Genomic DNA, 21882 nt, shown 5'->3' with positions numbered 1-21882 from the left:
AATGGTGCTTCGTCGGTGCATGATGGCGACCGGACAATCGACTACAGGGGGTTGTAAGATGGGACATAGTCCACTTCTACGCGATCTTCCCCATGAAGAACGTCCGAGAGAACGCATGATGCAATATGGGGCAGAGTCATTAAGTCATGCTGAATTACTTGCAATATTACTGCGTACAGGCACGAGAAATGAATCGGCCATTACATTAGCGCAGCGAATATTGAATCACGTAGGACAGCTTCGGCATTTGCACGATATGTCTGTGACAGAGTTGACAGCGATTCGTGGTATTGGCGACGCTAAGGCACTGCAGCTAAAAGCAGGATTAGAGCTTGGACGCCGTATGTCGCGTTCTCGTCTTGAGGATGCACTGCAGGTACGACGGCCGCAAGATGCAGCCGATCTGCTTATGGAGTCGATGCGATACTATGACAAGGAACATTTTATTTGTTTGTTTCTGAATACGAAGAATCGAATTATGGCACAGGAGACGGTTACGATCGGAATCCTGGATGCATCTTTGGTACATCCCCGCGAAGTTTTCAAGGCTGCCCTGAAGTGTGGTGCAGCTTCCATCATTTGTGCTCACAATCACCCAAGCGGAGATCCAACACCGAGTCCAGAGGATGTAGCGCTTACTAGGCGGCTCATGGAAGCTGGAGAAATTGTTGGTATCGAACTGCTGGATCACTTGGTTATTGGCGATAACCAATATGTGAGTTTGAAGGAACGCGGGCTCATGTAATATAATGATTGAGATTGAAGGTTATAAAAAGGAGATTAACATCATGTTGGGTGGCTTTACGAAAGATTTAGGTATTGACTTGGGAACTGCTAATACATTGGTCTATGTACGCGGTAAAGGTGTCGTCGTGCGCGAACCGTCTGTGGTAGCAATCCGCACAGATTCGAAGACGATTGAAGCGGTAGGAGAATCAGCGAAAAATATGATTGGACGTACGCCGGGGAATATCCGTGCAATCCGTCCAATGAAGGACGGCGTCATCGCTGACTTCGACACAACTGCTACTATGATAAAATATTTTATTCGGCAAGCTCAGAAGCAGCGTTCGCTGTTTCCGCGTCATCCGAACGTAATGGTATGTGTGCCTTCTGGTATTACTGCTGTTGAACAGCGTGCAGTTGAAGATGCTACGAAGCAAGCAGGTGCTAGAGAAGCTTATACGATTGAAGAGCCGTTCGCGGCAGCAATTGGTGCTGACTTGCCTGTATGGGAACCAACAGGAAGTATGGTCGTAGATATTGGTGGCGGTACAACTGAAGTAGCGGTGATCTCCCTTGGAGGTATTGTGACATGCCGTTCCGTTCGTGTTGCAGGCGACGAAATGGACGAAGCAATTATTCAATTCATTAAGCGCCAATACAACTTGATGATTGGTGAGCGCACAGCTGAACAGCTGAAGATGGATATCGGCTCGGCTATGGGGCTTGATGAAGAAGAGCAGATGGAGATTCGCGGTCGCGACTTGCTGACAGGTCTTCCGAAGCCGCTCACGATCTCCTCGAACGAAATTACAGATGCTTTGGCTGATACAGTGAGCTCTATTGTTGAAGCTGTTAAGGTAACATTGGAGAAATGTCCTCCTGAGCTTGCAGCTGATATTATGGATCGCGGTATTGTATTGACAGGTGGCGGCGCTTTGCTTCGCAATTTGGATAAGCTGCTTGCTCGTGAGACTGGCATGCCGGTCATCGTGGCAGAGAATCCGCTTGATTGCGTAGCGATTGGTACTGGACGCGCGCTTGATAATATTCATTTGTTCAAGGGACGCAGCAGCTCTGCGCTTCGTTCCAAACGATAAGAATACGCCCATGAGGGAGTCTGATACCCGCGTCGATTCGTTCCAACGACGCGGGCATTGTTATCACTGAAGGTTGCTGCCAAGCCTGATGCTTGGGCATAAGCTTGCGGAAACGACTTCATGATGGCATGTGGACATCGTGAGCGACCTCTTTTCTGAGGGAACGAGTACCTCTTTACGATGAGAAGGTGTTAATACTGTTTAAGCTTCTGGGGAACAAACGTTTATTTTTGATGTTGTTTGGCCTTATTTTGTTTATTGCGTTAATGGGGTTTACACTAGGCGGACGCCTAAACCTTACTTGGCCAGAGAAATTTGTGCATGATACGGTAACCTTTGTGCAGCAAATATTCTACAGACCGGCATCGTATGTATCGAATTTCGTGAAGGATGTCTCCAGTCTGAAGGAACTGCACGAAGAAAATGAGCAATTGAAGACGATGCTCGCGCAATATACAAGGGATAAGGCCTACTACAATTCGGTTGCGGCAGAAAATAAGAGACTTCTAGACGATCTGGAATTTACGGAGCGTCAGAAGCAGATGAATATGCCTTATAAATACCGAATTGCACAAGTGACGTCGATCAATGTGGCCGATCCATTTAACCAGACGTTGAACTTGAACCTTGGCTCGAAAAATGGAGTTCGTCAAGGAATGCCGGTTATATCGACGGAAGGCGTAGTCGGGATTGTCAGCCGCGTATTCGAATTCTCCTCCACAGTCCAGTTGTTGACGAATATGGATGAGAAGGATCCGAACTCACCAGCAATATCAGCTACTGTACTTGGAAAAGAAAACAAGTCTTTCGGCGTGATTGAGTCTTATGACCACAGCAGTGGTACATTCTTAATGACACGTATTCAAGAGGATGATGAGCTGGAAGAAGGAGATACCATTGTATCGTCCGGCCTTGGCGGTTCATTCCCGAAAGGTCTCGTTCTCGGCCAAGTTGTATCGCGGCAAGTAGGGGACATCGGATTGACGCATTCTGCTACGGTTAAGCCTGCTGCAACCTATCGTGACTGGCGTGAGTTGTTCATCGTTATCACACCGGACATGAAGGAGACGGGGAAAGAGGCGCAGCAATGAATCGAAACTGGATGATCGTATTTATGTTCATTCTCTTCCTGCTGGAAGGTTCGCTGCTGCCTGTATTTATTCCAGATGCGTGGCAAGGACGGATTGTCCCGCAACTGGTATTCATCGTAATACTGTATCATGCCGTATATCATCATCGGCATGCTGCGTTGATGATGGGATTGGGATTCGGGTTTCTGCAGGATATTGTATATTATGGCCATATGCTGGGCCCACACACATTTAGCATGGGGCTGCTCGGATATTTGACAGGATTACTTTTTGCGTCTCGCAACACATCCATGATTACGATGATAATCATTTCTGTATTCGGCAGTTTTGCCTATCAGACGATGCTGTATGCAGCTTACCGACTGTTTGGCTTGCATGGAATGACATTCGAATATGCGATATTCGATTTTATGATTCCAAGCTTGATTGTACAGCTTGTCTTCTCGCTGGCCATATATGTTCCGATGCGAAGATGGTTCGACCATTTGTCTGGGAAGAAGTCTGCCGAAGATGAACAGGGGTAATAGCCGTCTTGGAATATGTTTCCAGACGGCTTATGCCTTTTTGTTATCGATAATTTCTTTTTCAACCCGGTGTTGCAGGAACTTTCCTCTTCCATCTCGAAAAAGATAAAATTGGGGAGGGACCTTTCATGACGGCCAAGTCACTGGTAACGATTAAAGGCATGAAGGACGGCCTAGTGTTCCTGCTTGACGATAAGTGTGAATTTGCAGTCTTGTTGGGCGAATTGCGCGACAAGCTTGAACATACACCGCATTTTTTCGACGGACCGATTGTATATGTCGATGTCAAGTTAGGAGCCCGCGCTGCAACAGACGAGCAGAAGACTGAAGTGCTGGATGTACTGCGTCAGCGGGGGAATTTACTCGTACGTTCGATTGAATCTTTTGAGGACAAGAAGGCGGAGCAGAAGGGGTATCGTATTGAGACGAGAACCGGTATGGTACGTTCTGGACAGGTGCTGCGCCACGAAGGAAATTTATTGTTTTTGGGAGATGTCAATCCTAGCGGAATGATTATATGCACTGGCGATGTAATGGTCCTAGGAGCGCTGCGTGGAATGGTTCATGCAGGGGCAGAAGGAGAGCTATCTGCCGTTATTGGGGCCTCGTTATTTGCACCGACGCAACTGCGCATCGGGGAAATTATTAGCAGACCGCCAGATGAATGGGGTGTAACCCAATCGCATATGGAATTTGCTTATGTGCATGAAGGTGTCATGCAAATTGATAAAATCTCGCAGCTACATCGCGTTCGCAAGGACATCAATATGTTCAAAGGAGTGTAGAAGGATGGGAGAGGCAATCGTCGTCACTTCGGGCAAAGGCGGCGTCGGCAAGACGACGACATCCGCGAATATTGGTACCGCGCTTGCTTTGCTCGGCAAAAAAGTGTGCATGATCGATACAGATATCGGTCTTCGCAACTTAGACGTCGTGATGGGGCTCGAAAATCGTATCATCTATGATATCTGCGATGTTGCGGATGGCCGTTGCCGATTGAATCAAGCACTTGTGAAGGACAAGCGCTTTGATGAGTTGTATATGCTGCCTGCCGCTCAGACGAAGGATAAGTTGGCAGTGTCTCCAGAACAGATCAAGGATATCGTTCTGGAACTGAAGAAGGAATTCGAATACGTTATTATTGACTGTCCAGCAGGCATTGAACAAGGATTCAAAAACGCGATCGCAGGAGCAGACCATGCCATCGTTGTTACGACGCCTGAGAATGCTGCGGTTCGTGACGCTGATCGGATCATTGGACTGCTGGAGAATTCGGAAGTCTCCTCGCCGAAGCTGATTGTGAACCGTGTTCGCGCCAATATGATGAAGAAGGATGGCGGCATGCTTGAGCTGGATGATATTTTGCAAGTGCTCAATATCGACTTGCTAGGCGTTGTTCCTGATGATGAAATGGTTATTAAAGCGGCTAATTCTGGTGAACCTACGGTCATGAATCCAGATGCTCCTGCTGCTGTGGCTTATCGGAATATCGCGCGCCGCATCTTGGGGGATACAGTACCACTGATGCCGCTTGAACAGAAGAAAGGCGTGCTAGACCGTGTGAAGAAGTTTTTTGGAATGGGATGATTAATCAGTGTTTAACAAGCTGAAACGAATTGATTGGATTATAGTCGGTATTTTGCTCGTGTTCTCGGTGTTCAGCCCACTGGTCATCCTAAGTGCAACGCATGGGGATGCAATGTTCAGCGATACATCCATGATGATGAAGACGATTATATTCTATATTCTCGGATTTATCCTTATGTTTGCCGTAGCGCTGTTCGATTATCGATTGCTATTGAAGAGCTGGCCGATTTCAATGGGGATCACAATCCTGCTTCTTGTTGGCGTGTTTTTCCTAGGGGCGGATCTTAACGGGGCTGTTGGCTGGTATAAGCTTCCCGGTGGGCAGACTTTTCAACCAGCTGAGCTCGCAAAGATTACGCTCATATTTGCGTTAGCGCAATTGCTAGGAAGACGGAATGGTGATCCACTCTCACTTACGAAGGACTTGCTACCAATTGGATTGGTAACGATCCTTCCATTTGGACTAGTAGTGATTCAGCCTGACCTTGGTAACGCCATTATTTATATTGTAATACTGATTGGTATGCTATGGATCGGAGCGGTGAAATACCGGCATGTCCTTGTGGCGCTCCTCTGTGTTGCGGTCATAGGGGGAGCGGTCTACGTATCGTTCACGACCTTCAATAAAGAAGTCAAGGATTTCTTCGTGAATAAGATCGAGAAGAAGCATTGGTATGAGCGGATAAACACATTTATCAACCCAGCGGAAGCAACCAACGATGCGAAGCATCAATCCAACTATGCCATGATTGCGATCGGTTCAGGCGGACTCAGCGGTGATGGCTACATGAAGGGCGAATTGAAGCAGCGCAGCTTCATACCGTATACGTATTCGGATGCCATCTTCGTGGTAATCGGTGAGGAGTTCGGGTTCCAGGGCTCGGCCCTGCTGCTGCTGCTGTACTTCCTGATGATATACAGGATGATTCTCATTTCCTTCCAGTGCTATGACTTGCGAGGGTCGTACATGATAATCGGCATTGTGTCGATGTTCGTGTTCCAAATATTCGAGAACATCGGAATGATGATCGGTCTTATGCCGATTACCGGGATTACGCTGCCATTCATCAGTTATGGCGGTACATCACTTCTCTTGAATATGATTTGTATTGGACTGGTGATGAGCATACACATTTATCAAGAGAAATATCAGATTGAGCCTTAATGGAGTCGAAGATTAGGGTCTTGGTCTCATCATTTACGAAATTAGCGCTAAGGCGGCAATACGTCCATAACGGATGTAGTGCCGCTTTTTTGCGTACATCTGCTTGTTCTCAGGCTCACTGCTCATATCTGCTGTAGGCTTGTCATACACATGTGATAAGCACATCATTCAGCTGATGCATATTGTTGAAATGGGTTAAGAAGGGATGAGACGAGCATGAAAGAAGATATTCGACGCCGAAGAGAAGAACGAATCCGTGATATTCTAATGGCTGAAGAGATGAAACGTAAGTCGCATGCGAAGGAAGCTGTGGAAGGTAATCTGTCTTCCCATTCACTTGTTCAACCGGATGTCGTGTTGAATGTTCCCTCTGCAACGGCTGTCTATAATAACGGAGAGCAGCATGTGGACTACGAATTCAATCAAGAGTATACGTATGATCCAGAGCAGCAGTGGAAGATAAGCCGTTCGAAGTGGAATGAACGCTACGGCTGGGAAGATCCTCCTACAGGAAGAGGCAATGTATGGCGCTCCTTGCGCTCCAGACTTCTCGTAACCATCTTGTTGTTCGCTGCAGCTTATGGAATCACATCCTTCCCGGCGGAATGGAATGCACCTATGCGCGCTTGGATTCAATTGTCCCTTCATGATGAGATGGACATGCGGCCGATTGCGGCGTGGTATGAGCGAACTTTCTCCGGAACACCTGTGTTCATCCCTTTGTTTCCACGAGATAAGGAATCAACGAAGGCTGTACAGTCCACACATACCTATCCATCCCCGATTAAGGGGCAGATTGTGCAGCCGTTTGCTATGAATCTGAAGTCTGTCGCGATTGCTCCCGATCATGCGAGTGGTGCGGCGATTGAGGTTCAGAATATTGCTACGGGAAAAATTGAACGGGTAACTTCAGACGAGAAGTCAGGAATTACAGTAACTGTCCAACATGCCGATGGTCTTGTTACGGTGTATAGTGGGCTTACAGCGACTTCCGTGCAACAGGATGACTGGCTTGAGCCCGGAGCAACAATTGGTACGATACAGAGTCAGGAGAACCAGTCGGGGGTAGGTGCTGAGCCTGTACTTACATTTGCGATGCAGCAGCGCGGCGTTTATATTGACCCGGCGGATGTGATACGAATTGATTAAATGGGGGGGGACCACCTACTCACTTCATCCGCTATTTGTGATCCTTATGGCTGCAGCTGCAGCTACAGGCTATATATTTGAATTGCTTACGTTATTTACGATCGTGCTGATTCATGAACTGGGACATGTAGCTTGTGCTAAGGCGTTTGGATGGACCATCACGGAAGTGAAGCTGCTGCCCTTCGGAGGGATGGCGGAGACGGATGATGGAGCACTATCGCCTGCTTGGCAAGAGTGGATTGTAGCGGTAGCGGGGCCATTACAAAATGGTCTCATGATATTAATTGCATGGTATGCGGAAGCGATGGGTTGGTGTAGTCCAGAATGGGCGAAAGGGTTTATTCAGGCCAATGCGTTCATTGGATTGTTCAATTTGCTGCCGATTCTTCCGCTTGACGGCGGACGGATGATGCAAGCAGCATGTTCGTTGTGGATGAGCTATCATCGAACCTTGCTTGTTGGTGCGAGGGTCAGCCTTGGATGCAGTGCCATTATGCTGCTGTACAGTGTGTGCCCGGTAGTTGTGGGAGGCAAGCTGAATATTAATCTCTTGATGCTAGCTCTCTTTTTGCTGTGGACCAACTGGGTGGAACATCGGAATGTTCCTTTTCGTTTCATACGATTTTTGATGAATCGTCCAACGAGGTTGCGCGAGTGGGAGAGTTCGGTCGCACTAGGACGCCCAATTGTAACAGAAGGGGGGCGTTCGTTGTCTCGAATCGTTCGTCTGTTCCGCAGAGATGACTACCACTTCATTTATGTAATGGGTGATGAAGGGCGAATCCAACGGATCGTTCCAGAACAGCAATTAATTGATGCCTTCTTCGATGAGCCTCCGCCTCAGAATCGTATGAAATCATGAGCGCTATCTAGGTAAGTTCGGTCACAATATTGGAGGTGAAAAGAAACGGTTATCATTTTTTCTAGCCTGTTCCATAAACCGGCATGTTCACCTTATCCTGCTTCATGTTACAATGGAAGATGACGCGCTGTAGTAGAGGTGATACCATGAATCAGATGATTGTTCACTGTGAGGAACAAGTGACGCAGATGGCGTTGCTTGAACATGGTCGGCTCGTCGAATTTGCAGTCGAACGTGCAACTGGCACAACGCTGGTCGGCAGCTTATTTAAGGGGCGGGTAGTGAATGTGCTTCCTGGAATGCAGGCTGCGTTCGTGGACATCGGGCAGAAGAAAAATGCATTTTTATATGTCGATGATTGTTTACATCCTCATTTGGAGAAGCAGCCTAAGCAGAAACCGCCGATAACGAGTCTGCTTCGAGTTGGACAGGAACTTATCGTGCAAGTGATGAAAGATCAGCTAGGAGGCAAGGGGGCGCGTGTAACCACGCATTATTCTCTACCTGGCAGATATTCGGTGTTTATGCCATATGCCGATTATATCGGTGTATCTAAGAAGATTGAGCAGGAATCAGAACGCAATCGATTGAAGCAGCTTGCTGAACAGCTTCGCCAGGGCGAAGAGGGGCTGATCATTCGAACCGTTGCTCAAGGTGAATTGACGGAGACGCTTGAGGGTGATATTGAGTCACTCCGCGAATTGTGGGAGACGATTGGTTATCGTGCCAAGGAAGCTCAGGCTCCCGCGTTGCTGCACCGTGATCTAAGCATGGTGGAGCGGCTTGTTCGGGATGCGTTCTCACGCGAGATTGACCAACTGCTCATTGATGATGTTCGCCAATTGAAAAAGGTGCAGTCGTTTGTTCGTTCGTTTGACCCTGAATTGGAAAATCGGATTCATGTATACAAAGACAGTGAGCCGCTATTTACCCGTTATCGGGTGAAAGATCAGCTAGATAAGGCTTTCCAGCGTAAGACATGGCTGCAGAGCGGAGGATATCTAGTATGGGATCAGACGGAAGCACTGACGGTTGTTGATGTGAACACGGGAAAATATACGGGGACAAGCGATCTGGAGGAGACCGTATTCTTAACGAATCTGGAGGCGGCCGAAGAGATTGCGCGTCTTATTCGTCTTCGCGATATCGGCGGCATTATCATTGTTGATTTCATCGATATGGATACGGAAGAACATCGAGTGCGTATTGTGGAGCGATTGGAAACGATGATGCGGAAGGATCGTACGAAGTGCTTGGTTGTCGGTTGGACGAAGCTTGGTCTAATGGAACTGACACGCAAGAAGGTTCGTGAGCAGGTCATGCATCAACTGTTCCAACCCTGTGCCGAGTGCGAGGGAAGCGGAGTTGTTTTGTCCTCGCTTTCTCAACGGGAACCGGAAATTATACGTTGATTTTTATTGCAGAGTGTGCTAAGATCTACGGGTATGTGTTAAGTCTAGTGCTGCACATGCTGTAACCGCTCCAGACAGGTATGAAGTGTGAAGCGATGCTTCACCACCTGATTTAGGCGAGTCTGAGACATGAGGAGGTGCAACACAATGTACGCAATTATCGAAACAGGTGGCAAGCAGTACAAAGTTCAAGCTGGTGATGTATTGTACATCGAGAAGCTGAACGCTGCTGAAGGCGAAAGCGTGACATTTGACCGTGTATTGGCAGTATCCAATGACAACGGCTTGGTCACAGGTACTCCGGTAGTATCCGGTGCTACTGTTACGGCGAAAGTTGAAAAGCATGGAAAAGGCGCGAAAATTGTCGTGTACAAGTACAAAGCGAAAAAGAACTACCGTCGTAAGCAAGGTCATCGTCAACCGTATACAAAAGTGACGATTGAGAACATTCAGGCGTAAGAAGGTGCCATATGATTCGCATTACAATACGGCGCAAGCCGGATCATTCAATTGAGAGCTTCTCCATTGAAGGACATGCGAATTATGCTCGCCACGGAGAGGATATCGTATGTGCGGGAGTCTCTTCGGTATCGGTGGGTACGGTGAACGCCATTGAAGCATTGACGGGCATTGAGCTGGAATGCAAGATGAAGGATGGATTTTTGAGTGGACGTGTTCCACGCATTAATCAGCCGGATATCGAAGCTAAGGTTCAATTGCTGTTGGAGTCGATGATCGTCAGTTTACACACGATCGAAACTTCATACGATTCGTATCTTCAAATAGAAGACAATTAAGTGAGCAAGGAGGTAGACTATAATGTTGAAACTGAACCTTCAGTTGTTCGCATCCAAAAAAGGGGTAGGTTCCACAAAGAACGGCCGTGATAGTATCGGTCGCCGTCTTGGTGTGAAGCGCTCCGACGGTCAAGTAGTTTCTGCTGGCAGCATTTTGGTGCGTCAACGTGGTACGAAAATCCACCCAGGTAACAACGTGGGCATCGGTAAGGACGACACTCTGTTCGCGAAAGTGGATGGCGTTGTTAAGTTCGAACGTTGGGGCCGCGATCGCAAAAAAGCGAGCGTCTACCCGGTTGAAGTTGCACCTGTTGCAGCAGCTGTGGAGAACTAAGACGACTGAAGAACCCTCGGCTTGAGCCGGGGGTTTTTTTAATGAATAAGAGACGACAATGCGTTGTTTGGCAAAGTGCAAGATATGTCGAGCCTGTGCACAGCTTATGTAGAGCTTATGCCAAGCTTGTACCAAGCCTGTGCAAAGCCGAAGTTGTTGTTCGTTCGAGAGATAACATAGTCGCTCATCTGAGGAAATGCTTCGAAGGGGCTATGCCACATCAATTCCTTTTTGTCTGCTCATTATTTCCCGCATAATGCCGCCATCAGCGCGGTCCACATTGTTTCTAATTCTGTTGTTACTGGAATGATTTGTGCAAATCCTTTATTTCTTAGTATGATTTTGTTTGGACGAGGTTTCAGGCGCGTGATATACTGAAATTCGGGGAGTTTGTACATAACTGGAAATGTGTGAGTATCGGGGAGCGAAGTGATGAATAGGACAAGCTTATGGATCGGCTGTTGCTGGGCTGTCGCTGCAGCTGGGACAGCAGCTATCATTGGTTGGAATATGCACATCGGGTGGCGTATTGGACTCGCATTCGTTGTGGCTGCCAGTATTGGCGGAGCATTTTTGCTATTCTCGCGACAACAACAACGACAAAGAGAACGAATGCTTCAAGAAACCCAATTAGCGGCAATTCACTTAATGAATCATCAGCGGCATGATTGGATGAACGACTTGCAGCTTCTGTATGGATATGTTCGTTTGAAAAAGTACGATAAATTACCGGACTGCGTGGAAACAATAAAAGAAAGAATGGCGGAGGAAAGCCGAATTGCCAAACTTGGTTTTCCGGAACTCGTTATGTTTTTGATGCAGCACCGTACCTCTGGCGGTACGATGCCGCTCAAGGTAATGATACCAGAGCCTCTTGAACTCGACCGATTGAACCTGGAAGTGGACACTGTCCGCTTGACGAATATGATTATCGAGACGGTTAACACATTCCGCTTCGCATCCAAGGAGCAGGGGGACGCTTATTGCCCGCTGCAGCTTGCGATATGGTGTGAATCGAGCCAGCTTAACATTCAATATCAATTAGAGGGTAAACTGCTTCGGCCGGGCGAAGTGGCCGAGAAGCTGAGACGAATTGCGATGGAACGCGGCGTGCGGCTGGAGCAGTTGTCGGCGAATCATCATGATGGGCAGGACGCCTACCAAATAGTCGTGCCATGCAGTGCATAATGAGGTGACAGCATGTTTGTAGATAAGACGAGGATTTATGTTAAAGGCGGCGACGGAGGCGACGGAATCGTCTCGTACCGCAGAGAGAAGTATGTGCCAATGGGTGGCCCCGCTGGCGGTGACGGAGGACATGGCGGCGACGTTATTTTCCGTGTAGATGAAGGATTGCGTACGCTTGTCGATTTCCGCTACCAGAAGCACTTTAAGGCAGATCGCGGGGAGAAGGGCCGGAATAAGAGCCGGCATGGAGCGAATGCGGAGGATATGATTGTCCGCGTTCCCCCTGGTACGGTAGTCATCGATGATGATACGAAGGAAGTTATTGCTGACCTTACCCGTCAAGGCCAAGAGGTTGTTATTGCCAAGGGCGGCCGTGGAGGACGAGGCAACATCCGCTTCGCAACAGCGAACAATCCTGCACCGGAACTTGCAGAACATGGAGAAGAAGGTCAGGAGCGCTGGGTTATCCTTGAATTGAAGGTCATGGCTGATGTCGGCTTGGTCGGATTCCCGAGTGTCGGCAAGTCAACTCTCCTGTCTGTTGTATCTGCGGCGCAGCCGAAGATTGGTGCTTATCATTTTACGACGATTACACCGAACTTAGGCATGGTGGATGTCGGAGAAGGACGCAGCTTCGTTATGGCCGATCTTCCTGGGTTGATTGAAGGAGCTCATACGGGTATTGGATTGGGTCATGAATTCCTTCGTCACGTTGAACGTACCCGCATCATTGTTCATGTTGTGGATATGGCGGGCATGGAAGGTAGAGATCCATTCGATGATTGGGTGAAGATTAACGAGGAATTGAAGTTATACAATGAGAAGTTGTCCGAGCGGCCGCAAATTATCGCTGCTAATAAGATGGATATGCCTGAGGCAGAAGAGAATTTAGCGGTATTCCGTGAGAAGGTTCGCGAGATGACGGGAAGCGATATTGAGATTATGCCAATCTCCTCGCTGACACGGCAAGGTATTCAAGAGCTGCTCTACCGAGCGATGGAGTTGCTTGAGCAGTTGCCTGATGCTCCTGAAGTCGAAGCAGTGGCAGAGGTTGATGAGCGTAAAATCTATCGCTTCGAGAAGACAAGACATGATTCAGAATTTACAATTCGCCGCGAGAACGATACGTTCGTAGTTGAGAGCGAAGCTGTTGAGAATATGCTGAAGCGCATGCAAATGAACTCTCATGATGCGATCTTGCGCTTTGCGCGGACACTGCGCCACATGGGAATTGATGAAGCGCTGCGCAAGCGTGGTGCAGTTGATGGGACGATTGTCCGCATTGCTGATTTTGAATTTGAGTTCGTAGAAGGCAGCAGCTACTATTGAAGTTCATAAGAAAATGATTAGAACGCCTGACCCTTTTGGGTCGGGCGTTCTTTTTTTTGTTTATTGAGCCAATGGAAGTGGCGCGCTTCGATCAAGTAGGAGTATTGGCCTGATCAATATTCGTAAGACGAAGCAGGTCAGCTTCATCCAGCAGAATATCCATTCCGCGTACACTGTCTTGAATAGAGGAAGGCTTGGTGGCTGCCGGTATGGGAATGAGATTAGGGGATAGTGCAAGCAGCCACGCAATCACAATCTGATAAGGGCTTGCCGAATACTTCTGTGCCAGTTCTGACAATACAGGATGGTTCTGCAAATGGATGGAATTGCTCGGCCCACCGAATGGGCTATACGCAATGAAGCTGATGCTATGCTCATCACAGTATCGAAGCACGTCATTCGAGTGTCTGTCATGAAGATGGAGACGGTTCTGAATACAAGTGATGGGTGCGATTTGCTGGACACGCTGACACTCGCTCACAGTAACATTAGATAGGCCTATATGGAGAATTTTGCCTTCTTCCTGAAGTCGGCTTAACGCTCCAACAGATTCTTCAATAGGAACAGAAGGATCGGGAGCGTGCAAAATGTATAGAGGATGGCATTCCCGCTTTAGAGTATGTAAGCTGAGCTCGCATGCAGAGCGAAGAGAATCGGGTCGGCCGTCGCATATCCAGGACCCATTCGGACGAGCTAGCCCCCCTTTTGTAATAATTAGGTACTCTTCCGTGGAGTAGGCAGATAGTGCTTCTTGCAGCAATTGTTCATTGTGGCCGAGATCGTGATCATCAAGGCAGTACGTATCGGCAGTGTCAAATAACGTGATTCCGCTTTCGAAGGCAGCTTGGATGGTCGCGATCGCTTGCCCTCGGTCAGGTCTGCCAGCTACAGATAGTGGAGCGCATCCTAGGCCGAGCTTTGACACCTGTATTTGAGTAGTACCAAGCAGTGTGTGCATCATGAATAACTTTACCTCCTCTATGGAAAAATGAAGCAGTTTCAAATTTAATCATTTTATACTGTTACTGTGAAGGGAAGAGAAGGTTTCGTTTTTTTTTTTTTTTTTTCGTTTTTTCATTACTTTAAAATAAAAACAAGGAAGACGATAGGGATAATCGTGTATAATAGATTAAACTTTTTATGCCTGTAAAATGGATTAGAGAAAATATTTATAGATTGGCCTATTGCCAACTTGCGCACATATCCGCTATAATGTCCTCTATAAATAAACAAAAGTCTTTATACGGAGGACTCAATCATGGCAGAGCGATATTACTTGGTGAGAGAAGACATATTGCCAGAGGCGGTAGTGAAGACGGTAAGAGCGAAGCAATTGCTCGCGACAGGTGAAGTGAAGACGGTTCATGAAGCTGCAGAACGAGTTGATTTGAGCCGCAGTGCTTTTTACAAATATAAAGACGGTATCTTTCCGCTCAATCAATTGGAGCGCGAACGGATTGTAACGATCTCAATGGATTTGGATCACCGTTCAGGCATTTTATCTAAAGTGCTTGGTTCTGTCGCTTCCTATGAGGGAAACGTATTGACAATCAATCAGACGATACCCCTGCAAGGAATTGCGAATGTTGTAATCTCGGTTGAAACGTCACTTATCGCAGAGCCATTCGGCAATATGCTGGATGCGCTTCGGGATATCCCTGGGGTAAAGCGTGTGACGATCATCGGACAAGGGTAAGTGTACTTGCTTAATTACATCGGTATTACTCTATAACTACATTAGATACAGACAGCTGCTGGGAGAAGGGGAGGAACTGATTTATGAAGCCGATTAAAGTTGGATTGCTAGGATTGGGGACGGTAGGAACTGGTGTTGTACGTATTGTGGAGGGGCATCAAGAGGATTTGTCCAGCCAAGTGGGCTCGCCGATTGTAATTGAGAAGGTACTCGTGAATGACATTCATAAGGAGCGCAGCATTAGCATTCCTGAACATAAGCTAACAGAACATGCAGAAGATATTATTAACAACCCGGATATTGATATTGTGATTGAAGTCATGGGTGGTCTTGAGCCAACGAAGCAATATATCATGGATGCGCTGGAGCGCGGCAAACATGTGGTTACGGCGAACAAAGACTTAATGGCGCTGCACGGGCGTGAAATTATGGCCAAAGCGAAAGCGAATCATTGCGATGTATTGTACGAGGCAAGTGTAGCTGGAGGCATTCCTATTATCCGCACCTTGATGGAGAGCTTCTCATCTGACCGGATTAAGAAGATTATGGGGATTGTGAACGGAACGACGAACTTCATTTTGACGAAGATGAGCAAGGTAGGCGCGGGCTATGAGGAAGTGCTGAGGGAAGCGCAGCAGCTTGGATATGCAGAAGCTGACCCTACTTCGGATGTAGAAGGGCTTGATGCTGCACGCAAGATGGCCATCTTAGCAACACTTGGCTTCCACGCGGACGTGGCGTTGGAGGATGTTGAAGTTCGCGGAATTTCACAAATCAAAAAAGAAGACATTATGTTTGCGAAGCGTCTCGGTTATGAGATGAAGCTGCTCGGTATCGCAGAACGTCAGGATGATCAGATAAGTGTTGTTGTGCAGCCTACGATGGTCAGCAATGCTCATCCGCTTGCTTCGGTCAATGGCGTCTTCAACGCTGTATATGTGTATGGCGAAGCCGTTGGCGAGACGATGTTCTATGGCCCTGGTGCTGGTGAGATGCCTACAGCCACTTCTGTTGTCGCAGACTTGGCGGCTGTCATCAAAAATATGAAGCTCGGCGTGAACGGATTGCGGGCGCTGACTCCATATAAGGAAAAGAAATTAAAAACAGATGATCAAATTTCATATAAGAACTTTATTCTTCTTCATGTGGAAGATAAGGCGGGGGTATTGGCACAGATTACGCAAGTATTCGCGGAGTACGATGTGAGCCTTGATTCCGTCGTCCAACAGCCGAATTCGCATCATCCAGATGCTGAAATTATCATTATCACACATCAAGCCAGCCAGGCGAACATGAAGAAAGTGTTTAAGCATTTTGAAAACTTGGATGTTATTAAATCCATCAAGAGTGCATATCGGGTAGAAGGCTAATCCACTAATCAGGCAGCAGAAAAGGGGTTATTTCGATGAGATACATGGGACTACTAGAAACATACAAATCATATTTGCCTATCAACGACAATACGCCAAAGCTGACACTGCATGAGGGGAATACACCGCTCATTCGCGCGGATCGTCTATCCGAAGAGCTTGGATTGAATTTGTATTTCAAATATGAGGGATTGAACCCTACTGGATCGTTCAAGGATCGCGGCATGGTTATGGCAGTAGCGAAGGCAGTAGAGGAGGGGAGCCGCACAATCATGTGTGCTTCTACAGGCAATACATCTGCTGCGGCTGCAGCTTATGCAGCTCGTGCTGGCTTGAATTGTATCGTTCTCATACCGAACAATAATATTGCGCTCGGCAAGCTCGCTCAAGCAATGATCTATGGTGCCAAAATTATTGCGATTCAGGGCAACTTCGACCGTGCGTTGGAGATCGTGAGAGAGATTACGGCCAAGCACCCGATTACACTCGTGAATTCGGTAAATCCATATCGAATCGAGGGTCAGAAGACGGCGGCTTTCGAAGTGTGTGATCAATTGGGGAAAGCGCCCGATGTGCTTGCAATTCCGGTTGGCAACGCTGGCAATATTTCGGCTTATTGGAAAGGGTTCAAGGAATATCATGCTGCCGGCAAGACAGACTCCCTGCCGAGAATGGTAGGGTTTGAAGCAGAAGGTGCAATGGCGATTGTAAAGGGTGAACCGATTTCGGATCCGGAGACGGTGGCTACTGCTATCCGAATCGGTAATCCGGCAAGTTGGAAGACAGCAGTAGAAGCTGCTGAACAATCGGCTGGCCAAATTAATTACGTAACCGACGAACAAATCCTTGAAGCTTATCAATTAATGGCTGCGAGGGAAGGGGTATTTGCTGAGCCGGGCTCTGCTGCTTCGCTTGCTGGTGTGCTGAAGCTTCATAAGGAAGGATACTTCAAGGGCGGAGAGACTGTGGTGAGCGTGCTTACTGGACACGGTCTGAAGGATCCGAATATCGCAATTAAGACAGTAGCGAAGGAACCGCTCGTCGTTCAGGATACAGAAGAAGCTGTTATGGAAGCAATTGCGAAGCTGGAGCGTGAACAATAATGTGGCGGGAAGAAGGGGTGCTCGTGCGTGTACCGGCGAGCACCGCGAATTTAGGGCCAGGATTCGATACACTGGGCATGGCGCTTCAACTTCATCTGTGGGTTGCGATGAAACCAGCGGATCAAGCTATCATTCGATTGCACGGCTCTGATCTTGAGGGGGTACCGACGGATGAGAGCAATCTTATCTATCGAATTGCACAATCAGTATTTGATGAAGCGGGAATTGATCGTCGCCCGATTGAAATGGAAGTATATAGTGAAATCCCGTTGACAAGAGGACTCGGAAGCAGTGCCTCAGCTATTATTGGCGGTTTGGTAGCGGCGAATCAGCTGATCGGTGAACCGCTCGATGCGGGTCGTCTCTACGACATGGCGACGGCTATTGAACGCCATCCTGACAATGTTGGAGCATCCCTCATAGGCGGGATTGTAGCAGCTGCATGGGATGGAGAACATACGACTTATGCTCGTGTTGAGCCGGATAGATACCTATCCACTGTGGTCGCTATCCCTCAGTTCCAGCTTGAAACAAAGCAAGCTCGAGGTGTGCTGCCGAGCCAAGTAGACATGGCCAAAGCCGTATTTAATATCAGTCGGTCTTCACTTCTTGTAGCTGCGTTGAGCAGTGGGAGATACGACATCTTGTCTGAAGCGATGAAGGATTGTCTCCACCAACCATACCGTGCTCCGATGATTCCAGGTATGACTCATATTTTGGAGCATGCTGTGCAGCATGGTGCTCTTGGTGTCGCGCTCAGCGGCGCGGGCCCGACTCTGCTTGCGTTTATTGACAAGCGCAGTGACAGCCAAGAACTCATTTCGTTTATGCGAGATACATTTAGTGAGCATCGAATCGATGTTGTTGTAAAGGAATTGGAGCCGAGTCATGAAGGTGCAGTATGTATTGGTACATGGAGCGATATGGAATCAATCTTATCTGCGCGCATGCTTGAATAGTCTACGAAGGAGTTAGCATACATGGCACGAATTGCATTATTGCCGGAAGGCTCCGTTTCGCATGAAGCGGCATTGCATTTAGCAGGACATGATCATCAATTTGTACACTATAAGCTGATTTCGGATGTGTTTCTTTCGACTGCGCGTGGCGATTCAGAATATAGTGTCATCCCCATTGAGAATACAATTGAAGGTTCGGTCAACCTACATATGGACTGGATTGTTCATGAGGTGGATTTGCCGTTTCAAGCGGAATGGGTCTTTCCGTCTATTCAGAATTTGATTGGACGCCGTGAGGAACTGCAGGGAGATTGGGGAAGTATTCAAAAAGTAATGTCACATCCTGTAGCGATGGCACAGTGCATGCAGTACATTCGCAAGTATTTGCCGCATGCGGAACTCGAACATGTGAGCAGTACAGCTGAAGCAATCAATATTGTGAAGCAGAATCCAGGTCGCGGCTGGGCAGCTATTGGAACGACTGTAGGTGCGCATACGCATGGGTTGGATATATTGGCGCCAACAGTGACGGATCATAATAACAACTTTACTCGATTTGTGCTCATTGGGAGGAAACCACTAGAATTACCTCCTTCAACTGCACATAAGACGACCATTTTGGTTACCTTGCCTGAGGATTTCCCGGGGGCGCTTCATCAGGTTTTGTCTGCATTTGCTTGGAGACGGATTAATTTATCTCGCATTGAGTCCCGTCCAACCAAGAGGAAATTAGGCAGTTATTACTTTTACATTGATGTAGAAATGGCGTTAGATACCGTTCTGCTCCCTGCTGCCATCGAAGAAATTGAAGCGATCGGCTGCCAAGTTCGTATTCTTGGTTCTTATCCAAGTTATTCGTATGAGTTCTCATTAGCGGATTCAAATGGGTGAGGGAAAAGATATATTAAAGACAAATAACAGCGCTGCAAGCTGCAATGATATAAGTAGTTTTGTAGTGCTGTGCGAGTATTCCGGATCGTTGTCCTCCCTAACAAGGGAGGATTTTTTTTGATTTTATTGCACACATGGATGTCAAACGCCTATTTGCTGCATAGGATAAAGTAGGTGATTTCGGGCTTATGTCCGGTAAGAGTAGGATGACGAACGTGTGGGAGGTTGCATGAAGTGAAAATACACATTGTCAAGAAAGGCGACACGCTATATGCGCTGGCGAAAAAATACGGAATTACTTTAGAAGAACTTATTGCTATGAACAGTCAGCTTGCTAACCCGAACGAACTGGATGTTGGCATGAAAATTAAAGTCCCGTCGACTCCGGTTCCCTCAAGTGGACATGAGATCGTTCACAAGCACGTTGTAAAGGAAGGGGACACCCTATGGAAATTGTCTAAAGCGTGGGGAATACCTCTTCAAACTTTAATCGATGCGAATCCGCAGCTCAAAAATCCGAATGTGCTGGTGATCGGTCAAGTTGTAAACATCCCTAAAATGCAGTCAGATAGCAATGTTCCGGCCCCTAATGTTAATAAACCGCCATCCTCTAAGGAAGAAATGACGAAGCCCAAGTCTGAAGTAACGAAACCGAAAGAAGAGGTCGTGAAGCCGAAAGAAGAAGTAACGAAACCGAAAGAAGAGGTCGTGAAGCCGAAAGAAGAAGTAACGAAACCGAAAGAAGAGGTCATGAAGCCGAAGGAAGAAGTGGAAAAGCCAAAGGTTGAAATCACGAAGCCAAAAGTAGAAATTGTAGAGCCGAAAAAAGAAGTTATGCCGCAAACCAAAGTTCCTCAACCGAACGAAGAGAACAAGCAAGTGAATGAGCTAAAACCTATCCAAGAGATTGTACAGCCCAAGAAAGAGGTCAAGAAACCACACCATGCAACTCAATTTGTATATGAAATGGAAAAGGTGGACTATGGAAGTACCCAACATGCGCATCCATGGGTAGGGTACAATCAGCCTATGAACTACCCGTCAAACTTTGACCCATCTATGGGGAATCAATCTTTTCTAAACCAGCCAAACATGCAACAACCTTATGCCGCCCCAGTTCCATCATTTCCGCCAAGCTACGAAATTCCTGTCCCAGTTATGCCGCAATATGTGTCCCCTGTACAGTATGAGCCTTGTGGTTGTAATCATATAGCTAGTAATTGGTACCCTACCAACATCCAACCGAATATTGAACCTTACGTGCAATCGGACATCCAACCGAACATTTATCCAAATGTACAACCGAACATCCAACCGAATATTGAACCTTACGTACAATCGGACATCCAACCGAACATTTATCCAAATGTACAACCGAACATCCAACCGAATATCGAACCTTACGTACAACCGAACATCCACCCGAACATCTATCCAAATGTCCAACCAAACATTCAACCGAATATCGAGCCTTACGTACAATCGAATATACAGCCGAATGTATCGCCGATCACAGAGTCGAATCAACCGTTTTCTCCTTATGAGTGTTACTGCCCACCGACACCCGTCTTCTGCAATCCTGGCTTTCCGCCTGTACCAACTGCTATCTATCCGCCATATCCTCCTGTGTATGGTGGTGCAGTATCGACGGTTCCGGGATATATTCCTTCTGCAATTCCGGCTGCAGTACCAACAGCAGTATGGGGGCCGATTGCTCAACCATTTGTGTATGCTTGTGGTTGTGGAGAAGAGCATGGCAAGCATCCATATGCGAATCAGTCATTAATGAATGCCGCCCCAGTAGGTGCACAAGGAAACGATTCTTATGAGCAGCCAACAGGGTATGGTTCGGACGGTATGCACTTCTACAATCCAAACTTATACGGATCCATTCCGGGATTCGCCAATTCGTCTTTGGGGAGTAACGCTTCAATCGGAGCGGGTGGTCATGGCAAACGTGCAGAACATGAAGTGGAGTTCAACAGAGAATCGGCATCCACAACGGACAAAGAAGGGCATGTATCCAGTGTAGGTACAAAAAAGGAACAACAGGCGAGGATTAAAGGGTCGCCTTCCCGGACGACAAAAAAGAAGAGCACGGAAAAAAAGAAAACGGCGCAGAAGCGTTCTAACGTGAACTCGAGAAGCATTCCGTGGATCAACGGATAGTCCAAAGGAAGCTGGAGTATCAACTATGAGAGAGACTGCATTAAGCAGAATATTCATGGTTGATATTTCCTGTTGTCAAGATGGGACAGGCCATGATATATTATAAATCCAGTCGCGAGATGCGGCGGCGCAGTAGAGCTTCAACGCTTCAAACGAATCTTCTAAAAAAGATTTTTTAAAAAAAGTGTTGACAACAAATTAGCTCCTGTGATAAGATAAAGTTCCTGTTGCGAAAGATGTTGAAAAATGTCGGAGCAGCAAGAAATGAAAATTGTTCTTTGAAAACTGAACAACGAGCAACGTTTGTGAATGAGGTAGCAATACCTCGTCAAAAGATATGAGCAGTTCAAACTTAACTTTAACGGAGAGTTTGATCCTGGCTCAGGACGAACGCTGGCGGCGTGCCTAATACATGCAAGTCGAGCGGACTTGA

General features: G+C 47.3%; 22 protein-coding genes, 1 rRNA gene and 1 other annotated feature. Of the genes, 22 read left to right on the top strand and 1 reads right to left on the bottom strand.

The genetic code is table 11. The features are described 5' to 3' along the window. The first annotated feature begins 58 nt into the window (after positions 1–58). The 15 genes from radC (at position 59) to obgE (ending at position 13261) form a co-directional block, all read left to right on the top strand. Positions 59–745 (top strand): RadC family protein, encoded by a 687-nt coding sequence (gene radC, locus BLS15_RS20000; protein WP_021254216.1) that lies wholly within the window; start codon positions 59–61, stop codon positions 743–745. A gap of 43 nt (positions 746–788) precedes the next feature. Beyond that, the gene (locus tag BLS15_RS19995; RefSeq protein WP_021254217.1) at positions 789–1823 is read left to right on the top strand and encodes a rod shape-determining protein; all 1035 of its coding nucleotides are present in this window, start codon (positions 789–791) and stop codon (positions 1821–1823) included. Between the two features lie 188 nt (positions 1824–2011). After that, entirely contained in the window at positions 2012–2914 is a 903-nt protein-coding gene (mreC, locus tag BLS15_RS19990) for a rod shape-determining protein MreC (RefSeq protein ID WP_036591306.1), read from the top strand. Next, a complete protein-coding gene (gene mreD, locus BLS15_RS19985) occupies positions 2911–3438 on the top strand; it encodes a rod shape-determining protein MreD (RefSeq protein WP_021254219.1) in 528 nt (175 codons plus the stop codon). Before mreC ends, mreD begins: the two co-directional genes overlap by 4 nt. 128 nt (positions 3439–3566) lie before the next feature. Further along, positions 3567–4223 (top strand): septum site-determining protein MinC, encoded by a 657-nt coding sequence (locus BLS15_RS19980; RefSeq protein WP_021254220.1) that lies wholly within the window; start codon positions 3567–3569, stop codon positions 4221–4223. 4 nt (positions 4224–4227) lie between these two features. Continuing rightward, positions 4228–5025, top strand: a complete 798-nt coding sequence (minD, locus tag BLS15_RS19975) for a septum site-determining protein MinD (RefSeq protein WP_021254221.1) — start codon at positions 4228–4230, stop codon at positions 5023–5025. Between the two features lie 7 nt (positions 5026–5032). Then, positions 5033–6190: an FtsW/RodA/SpoVE family cell cycle protein gene (locus BLS15_RS19970; protein ID WP_021254222.1), complete on the top strand. Its 1158-nt coding sequence runs from the start codon at positions 5033–5035 to the stop codon at positions 6188–6190. A 216-nt stretch (positions 6191–6406) separates the two neighbouring features. After that, on the top strand, positions 6407–7339 hold the full coding sequence (locus BLS15_RS19965; protein WP_090513537.1) for a M23 family metallopeptidase: 933 nt from the start codon (positions 6407–6409) through the stop codon (positions 7337–7339). Continuing rightward, on the top strand, positions 7332–8201 hold the full coding sequence (locus tag BLS15_RS19960) for a site-2 protease family protein (RefSeq protein WP_028533800.1): 870 nt from the start codon (positions 7332–7334) through the stop codon (positions 8199–8201). The genes BLS15_RS19965 and BLS15_RS19960 overlap by 8 nt, the downstream gene beginning before the upstream one ends. A 146-nt stretch (positions 8202–8347) precedes the next feature. Next, positions 8348–9613 carry an Rne/Rng family ribonuclease gene (locus BLS15_RS19955; protein ID WP_021254225.1) on the top strand — a complete coding sequence of 422 codons (1266 nt, stop codon included), beginning with the start codon at positions 8348–8350 and terminating at the stop codon, positions 9611–9613. 53 nt (positions 9614–9666) lie between these two features. Then, positions 9667–9747, top strand: a sequence feature (ribosomal protein L21 leader region). 13 nt (positions 9748–9760) lie between these two features. Further along, positions 9761–10072, top strand: a complete 312-nt coding sequence (rplU, locus tag BLS15_RS19950) for a 50S ribosomal protein L21 (protein ID WP_021254226.1) — start codon at positions 9761–9763, stop codon at positions 10070–10072. Positions 10073–10083: 11 nt separating this feature from the next. Then, positions 10084–10410 (top strand): ribosomal-processing cysteine protease Prp, encoded by a 327-nt coding sequence (locus BLS15_RS19945; protein ID WP_021254227.1) that lies wholly within the window; start codon positions 10084–10086, stop codon positions 10408–10410. Between the two features lie 22 nt (positions 10411–10432). Beyond that, on the top strand, positions 10433–10744 hold the full coding sequence (gene rpmA, locus BLS15_RS19940) for a 50S ribosomal protein L27 (RefSeq protein ID WP_021254228.1): 312 nt from the start codon (positions 10433–10435) through the stop codon (positions 10742–10744). 432 nt (positions 10745–11176) lie between these two features. Then, positions 11177–11932: a Spo0B domain-containing protein gene (locus BLS15_RS19935; RefSeq protein WP_021254229.1), complete on the top strand. Its 756-nt coding sequence runs from the start codon at positions 11177–11179 to the stop codon at positions 11930–11932. Between the two features lie 12 nt (positions 11933–11944). Beyond that, the gene (gene obgE, locus BLS15_RS19930) at positions 11945–13261 is read left to right on the top strand and encodes a GTPase ObgE (RefSeq protein WP_021254230.1); all 1317 of its coding nucleotides are present in this window, start codon (positions 11945–11947) and stop codon (positions 13259–13261) included. Positions 13262–13352: 91 nt separating this feature from the next. Here obgE and BLS15_RS19925 read toward each other — a convergent pair whose 3' ends face one another. After that, positions 13353–14222 (bottom strand): aldo/keto reductase, encoded by an 870-nt coding sequence (locus BLS15_RS19925; protein ID WP_021254231.1) that lies wholly within the window; start codon positions 14220–14222, stop codon positions 13353–13355. Positions 14223–14519: 297 nt separating this feature from the next. Between BLS15_RS19925 and BLS15_RS19920 the strand changes: the two genes are divergently transcribed. From BLS15_RS19920 to BLS15_RS19890, 7 genes are all read left to right on the top strand, one after another. Further along, on the top strand, positions 14520–14957 hold the full coding sequence (locus tag BLS15_RS19920; RefSeq protein ID WP_021254232.1) for an ACT domain-containing protein: 438 nt from the start codon (positions 14520–14522) through the stop codon (positions 14955–14957). Positions 14958–15040: 83 nt separating this feature from the next. Beyond that, a complete protein-coding gene (locus BLS15_RS19915) occupies positions 15041–16327 on the top strand; it encodes a homoserine dehydrogenase (RefSeq protein ID WP_021254233.1) in 1287 nt (428 codons plus the stop codon). 35 nt (positions 16328–16362) lie between these two features. Continuing rightward, complete coding sequence (gene thrC / locus BLS15_RS19910; RefSeq protein WP_028533801.1) at positions 16363–17430, top strand: threonine synthase; 1068 nt, start codon at positions 16363–16365, stop codon at positions 17428–17430. Next, positions 17430–18389, top strand: coding sequence for a homoserine kinase (gene thrB / locus BLS15_RS19905; protein WP_021254235.1), 960 nt, complete (start codon positions 17430–17432; stop codon positions 18387–18389). Before thrC ends, thrB begins: the two co-directional genes overlap by 1 nt. A 21-nt stretch (positions 18390–18410) precedes the next feature. Next, positions 18411–19280 carry a prephenate dehydratase gene (gene pheA, locus BLS15_RS19900; protein ID WP_021254236.1) on the top strand — a complete coding sequence of 290 codons (870 nt, stop codon included), beginning with the start codon at positions 18411–18413 and terminating at the stop codon, positions 19278–19280. A 234-nt stretch (positions 19281–19514) separates the two neighbouring features. Next, complete coding sequence (locus tag BLS15_RS19895) at positions 19515–21449, top strand: LysM peptidoglycan-binding domain-containing protein (protein ID WP_175460811.1); 1935 nt, start codon at positions 19515–19517, stop codon at positions 21447–21449. A 358-nt stretch (positions 21450–21807) separates the two neighbouring features. Further along, positions 21808–21882: ribosomal RNA gene (locus tag BLS15_RS19890) — 16S ribosomal RNA — on the top strand; the annotation flags it as partial.

Origin of the sequence: Paenibacillus sp. cl6col (genome assembly GCF_900102125.1) — a bacterium.
Taxonomy (GTDB): Bacteria; Bacillota; Bacilli; order Paenibacillales; family Paenibacillaceae; genus Paenibacillus_B; species Paenibacillus_B suaedae.
Note: the sequence above shows the minus strand (reverse complement) of the source record. Positions and strands in the feature narration are given on the sequence as shown.

Coding starts and splice junctions, on each gene's coding strand:
- radC (WP_021254216.1), top strand. CDS start 59: ATGGGACATAGTCCACTTCTACGCGATCTTCCCCATGAAGAACGTCCG.
- BLS15_RS19995 (WP_021254217.1), top strand. CDS start 789: ATGTTGGGTGGCTTTACGAAAGATTTAGGTATTGACTTGGGAACTGCT.
- mreD (WP_021254219.1), top strand. CDS start 2,911: ATGAATCGAAACTGGATGATCGTATTTATGTTCATTCTCTTCCTGCTG.
- BLS15_RS19980 (WP_021254220.1), top strand. CDS start 3,567: ATGACGGCCAAGTCACTGGTAACGATTAAAGGCATGAAGGACGGCCTA.
- minD (WP_021254221.1), top strand. CDS start 4,228: ATGGGAGAGGCAATCGTCGTCACTTCGGGCAAAGGCGGCGTCGGCAAG.
- BLS15_RS19965 (WP_090513537.1), top strand. CDS start 6,407: ATGAAAGAAGATATTCGACGCCGAAGAGAAGAACGAATCCGTGATATT.
- BLS15_RS19955 (WP_021254225.1), top strand. CDS start 8,348: ATGAATCAGATGATTGTTCACTGTGAGGAACAAGTGACGCAGATGGCG.
- rplU (WP_021254226.1), top strand. CDS start 9,761: ATGTACGCAATTATCGAAACAGGTGGCAAGCAGTACAAAGTTCAAGCT.
- BLS15_RS19945 (WP_021254227.1), top strand. CDS start 10,084: ATGATTCGCATTACAATACGGCGCAAGCCGGATCATTCAATTGAGAGC.
- rpmA (WP_021254228.1), top strand. CDS start 10,433: ATGTTGAAACTGAACCTTCAGTTGTTCGCATCCAAAAAAGGGGTAGGT.
- BLS15_RS19935 (WP_021254229.1), top strand. CDS start 11,177: ATGAATAGGACAAGCTTATGGATCGGCTGTTGCTGGGCTGTCGCTGCA.
- obgE (WP_021254230.1), top strand. CDS start 11,945: ATGTTTGTAGATAAGACGAGGATTTATGTTAAAGGCGGCGACGGAGGC.
- BLS15_RS19925 (WP_021254231.1), bottom strand. CDS start 14,222: ATGATGCACACACTGCTTGGTACTACTCAAATACAGGTGTCAAAGCTC.
- BLS15_RS19920 (WP_021254232.1), top strand. CDS start 14,520: ATGGCAGAGCGATATTACTTGGTGAGAGAAGACATATTGCCAGAGGCG.
- BLS15_RS19915 (WP_021254233.1), top strand. CDS start 15,041: ATGAAGCCGATTAAAGTTGGATTGCTAGGATTGGGGACGGTAGGAACT.
- thrC (WP_028533801.1), top strand. CDS start 16,363: ATGAGATACATGGGACTACTAGAAACATACAAATCATATTTGCCTATC.
- thrB (WP_021254235.1), top strand. CDS start 17,430: ATGTGGCGGGAAGAAGGGGTGCTCGTGCGTGTACCGGCGAGCACCGCG.
- pheA (WP_021254236.1), top strand. CDS start 18,411: ATGGCACGAATTGCATTATTGCCGGAAGGCTCCGTTTCGCATGAAGCG.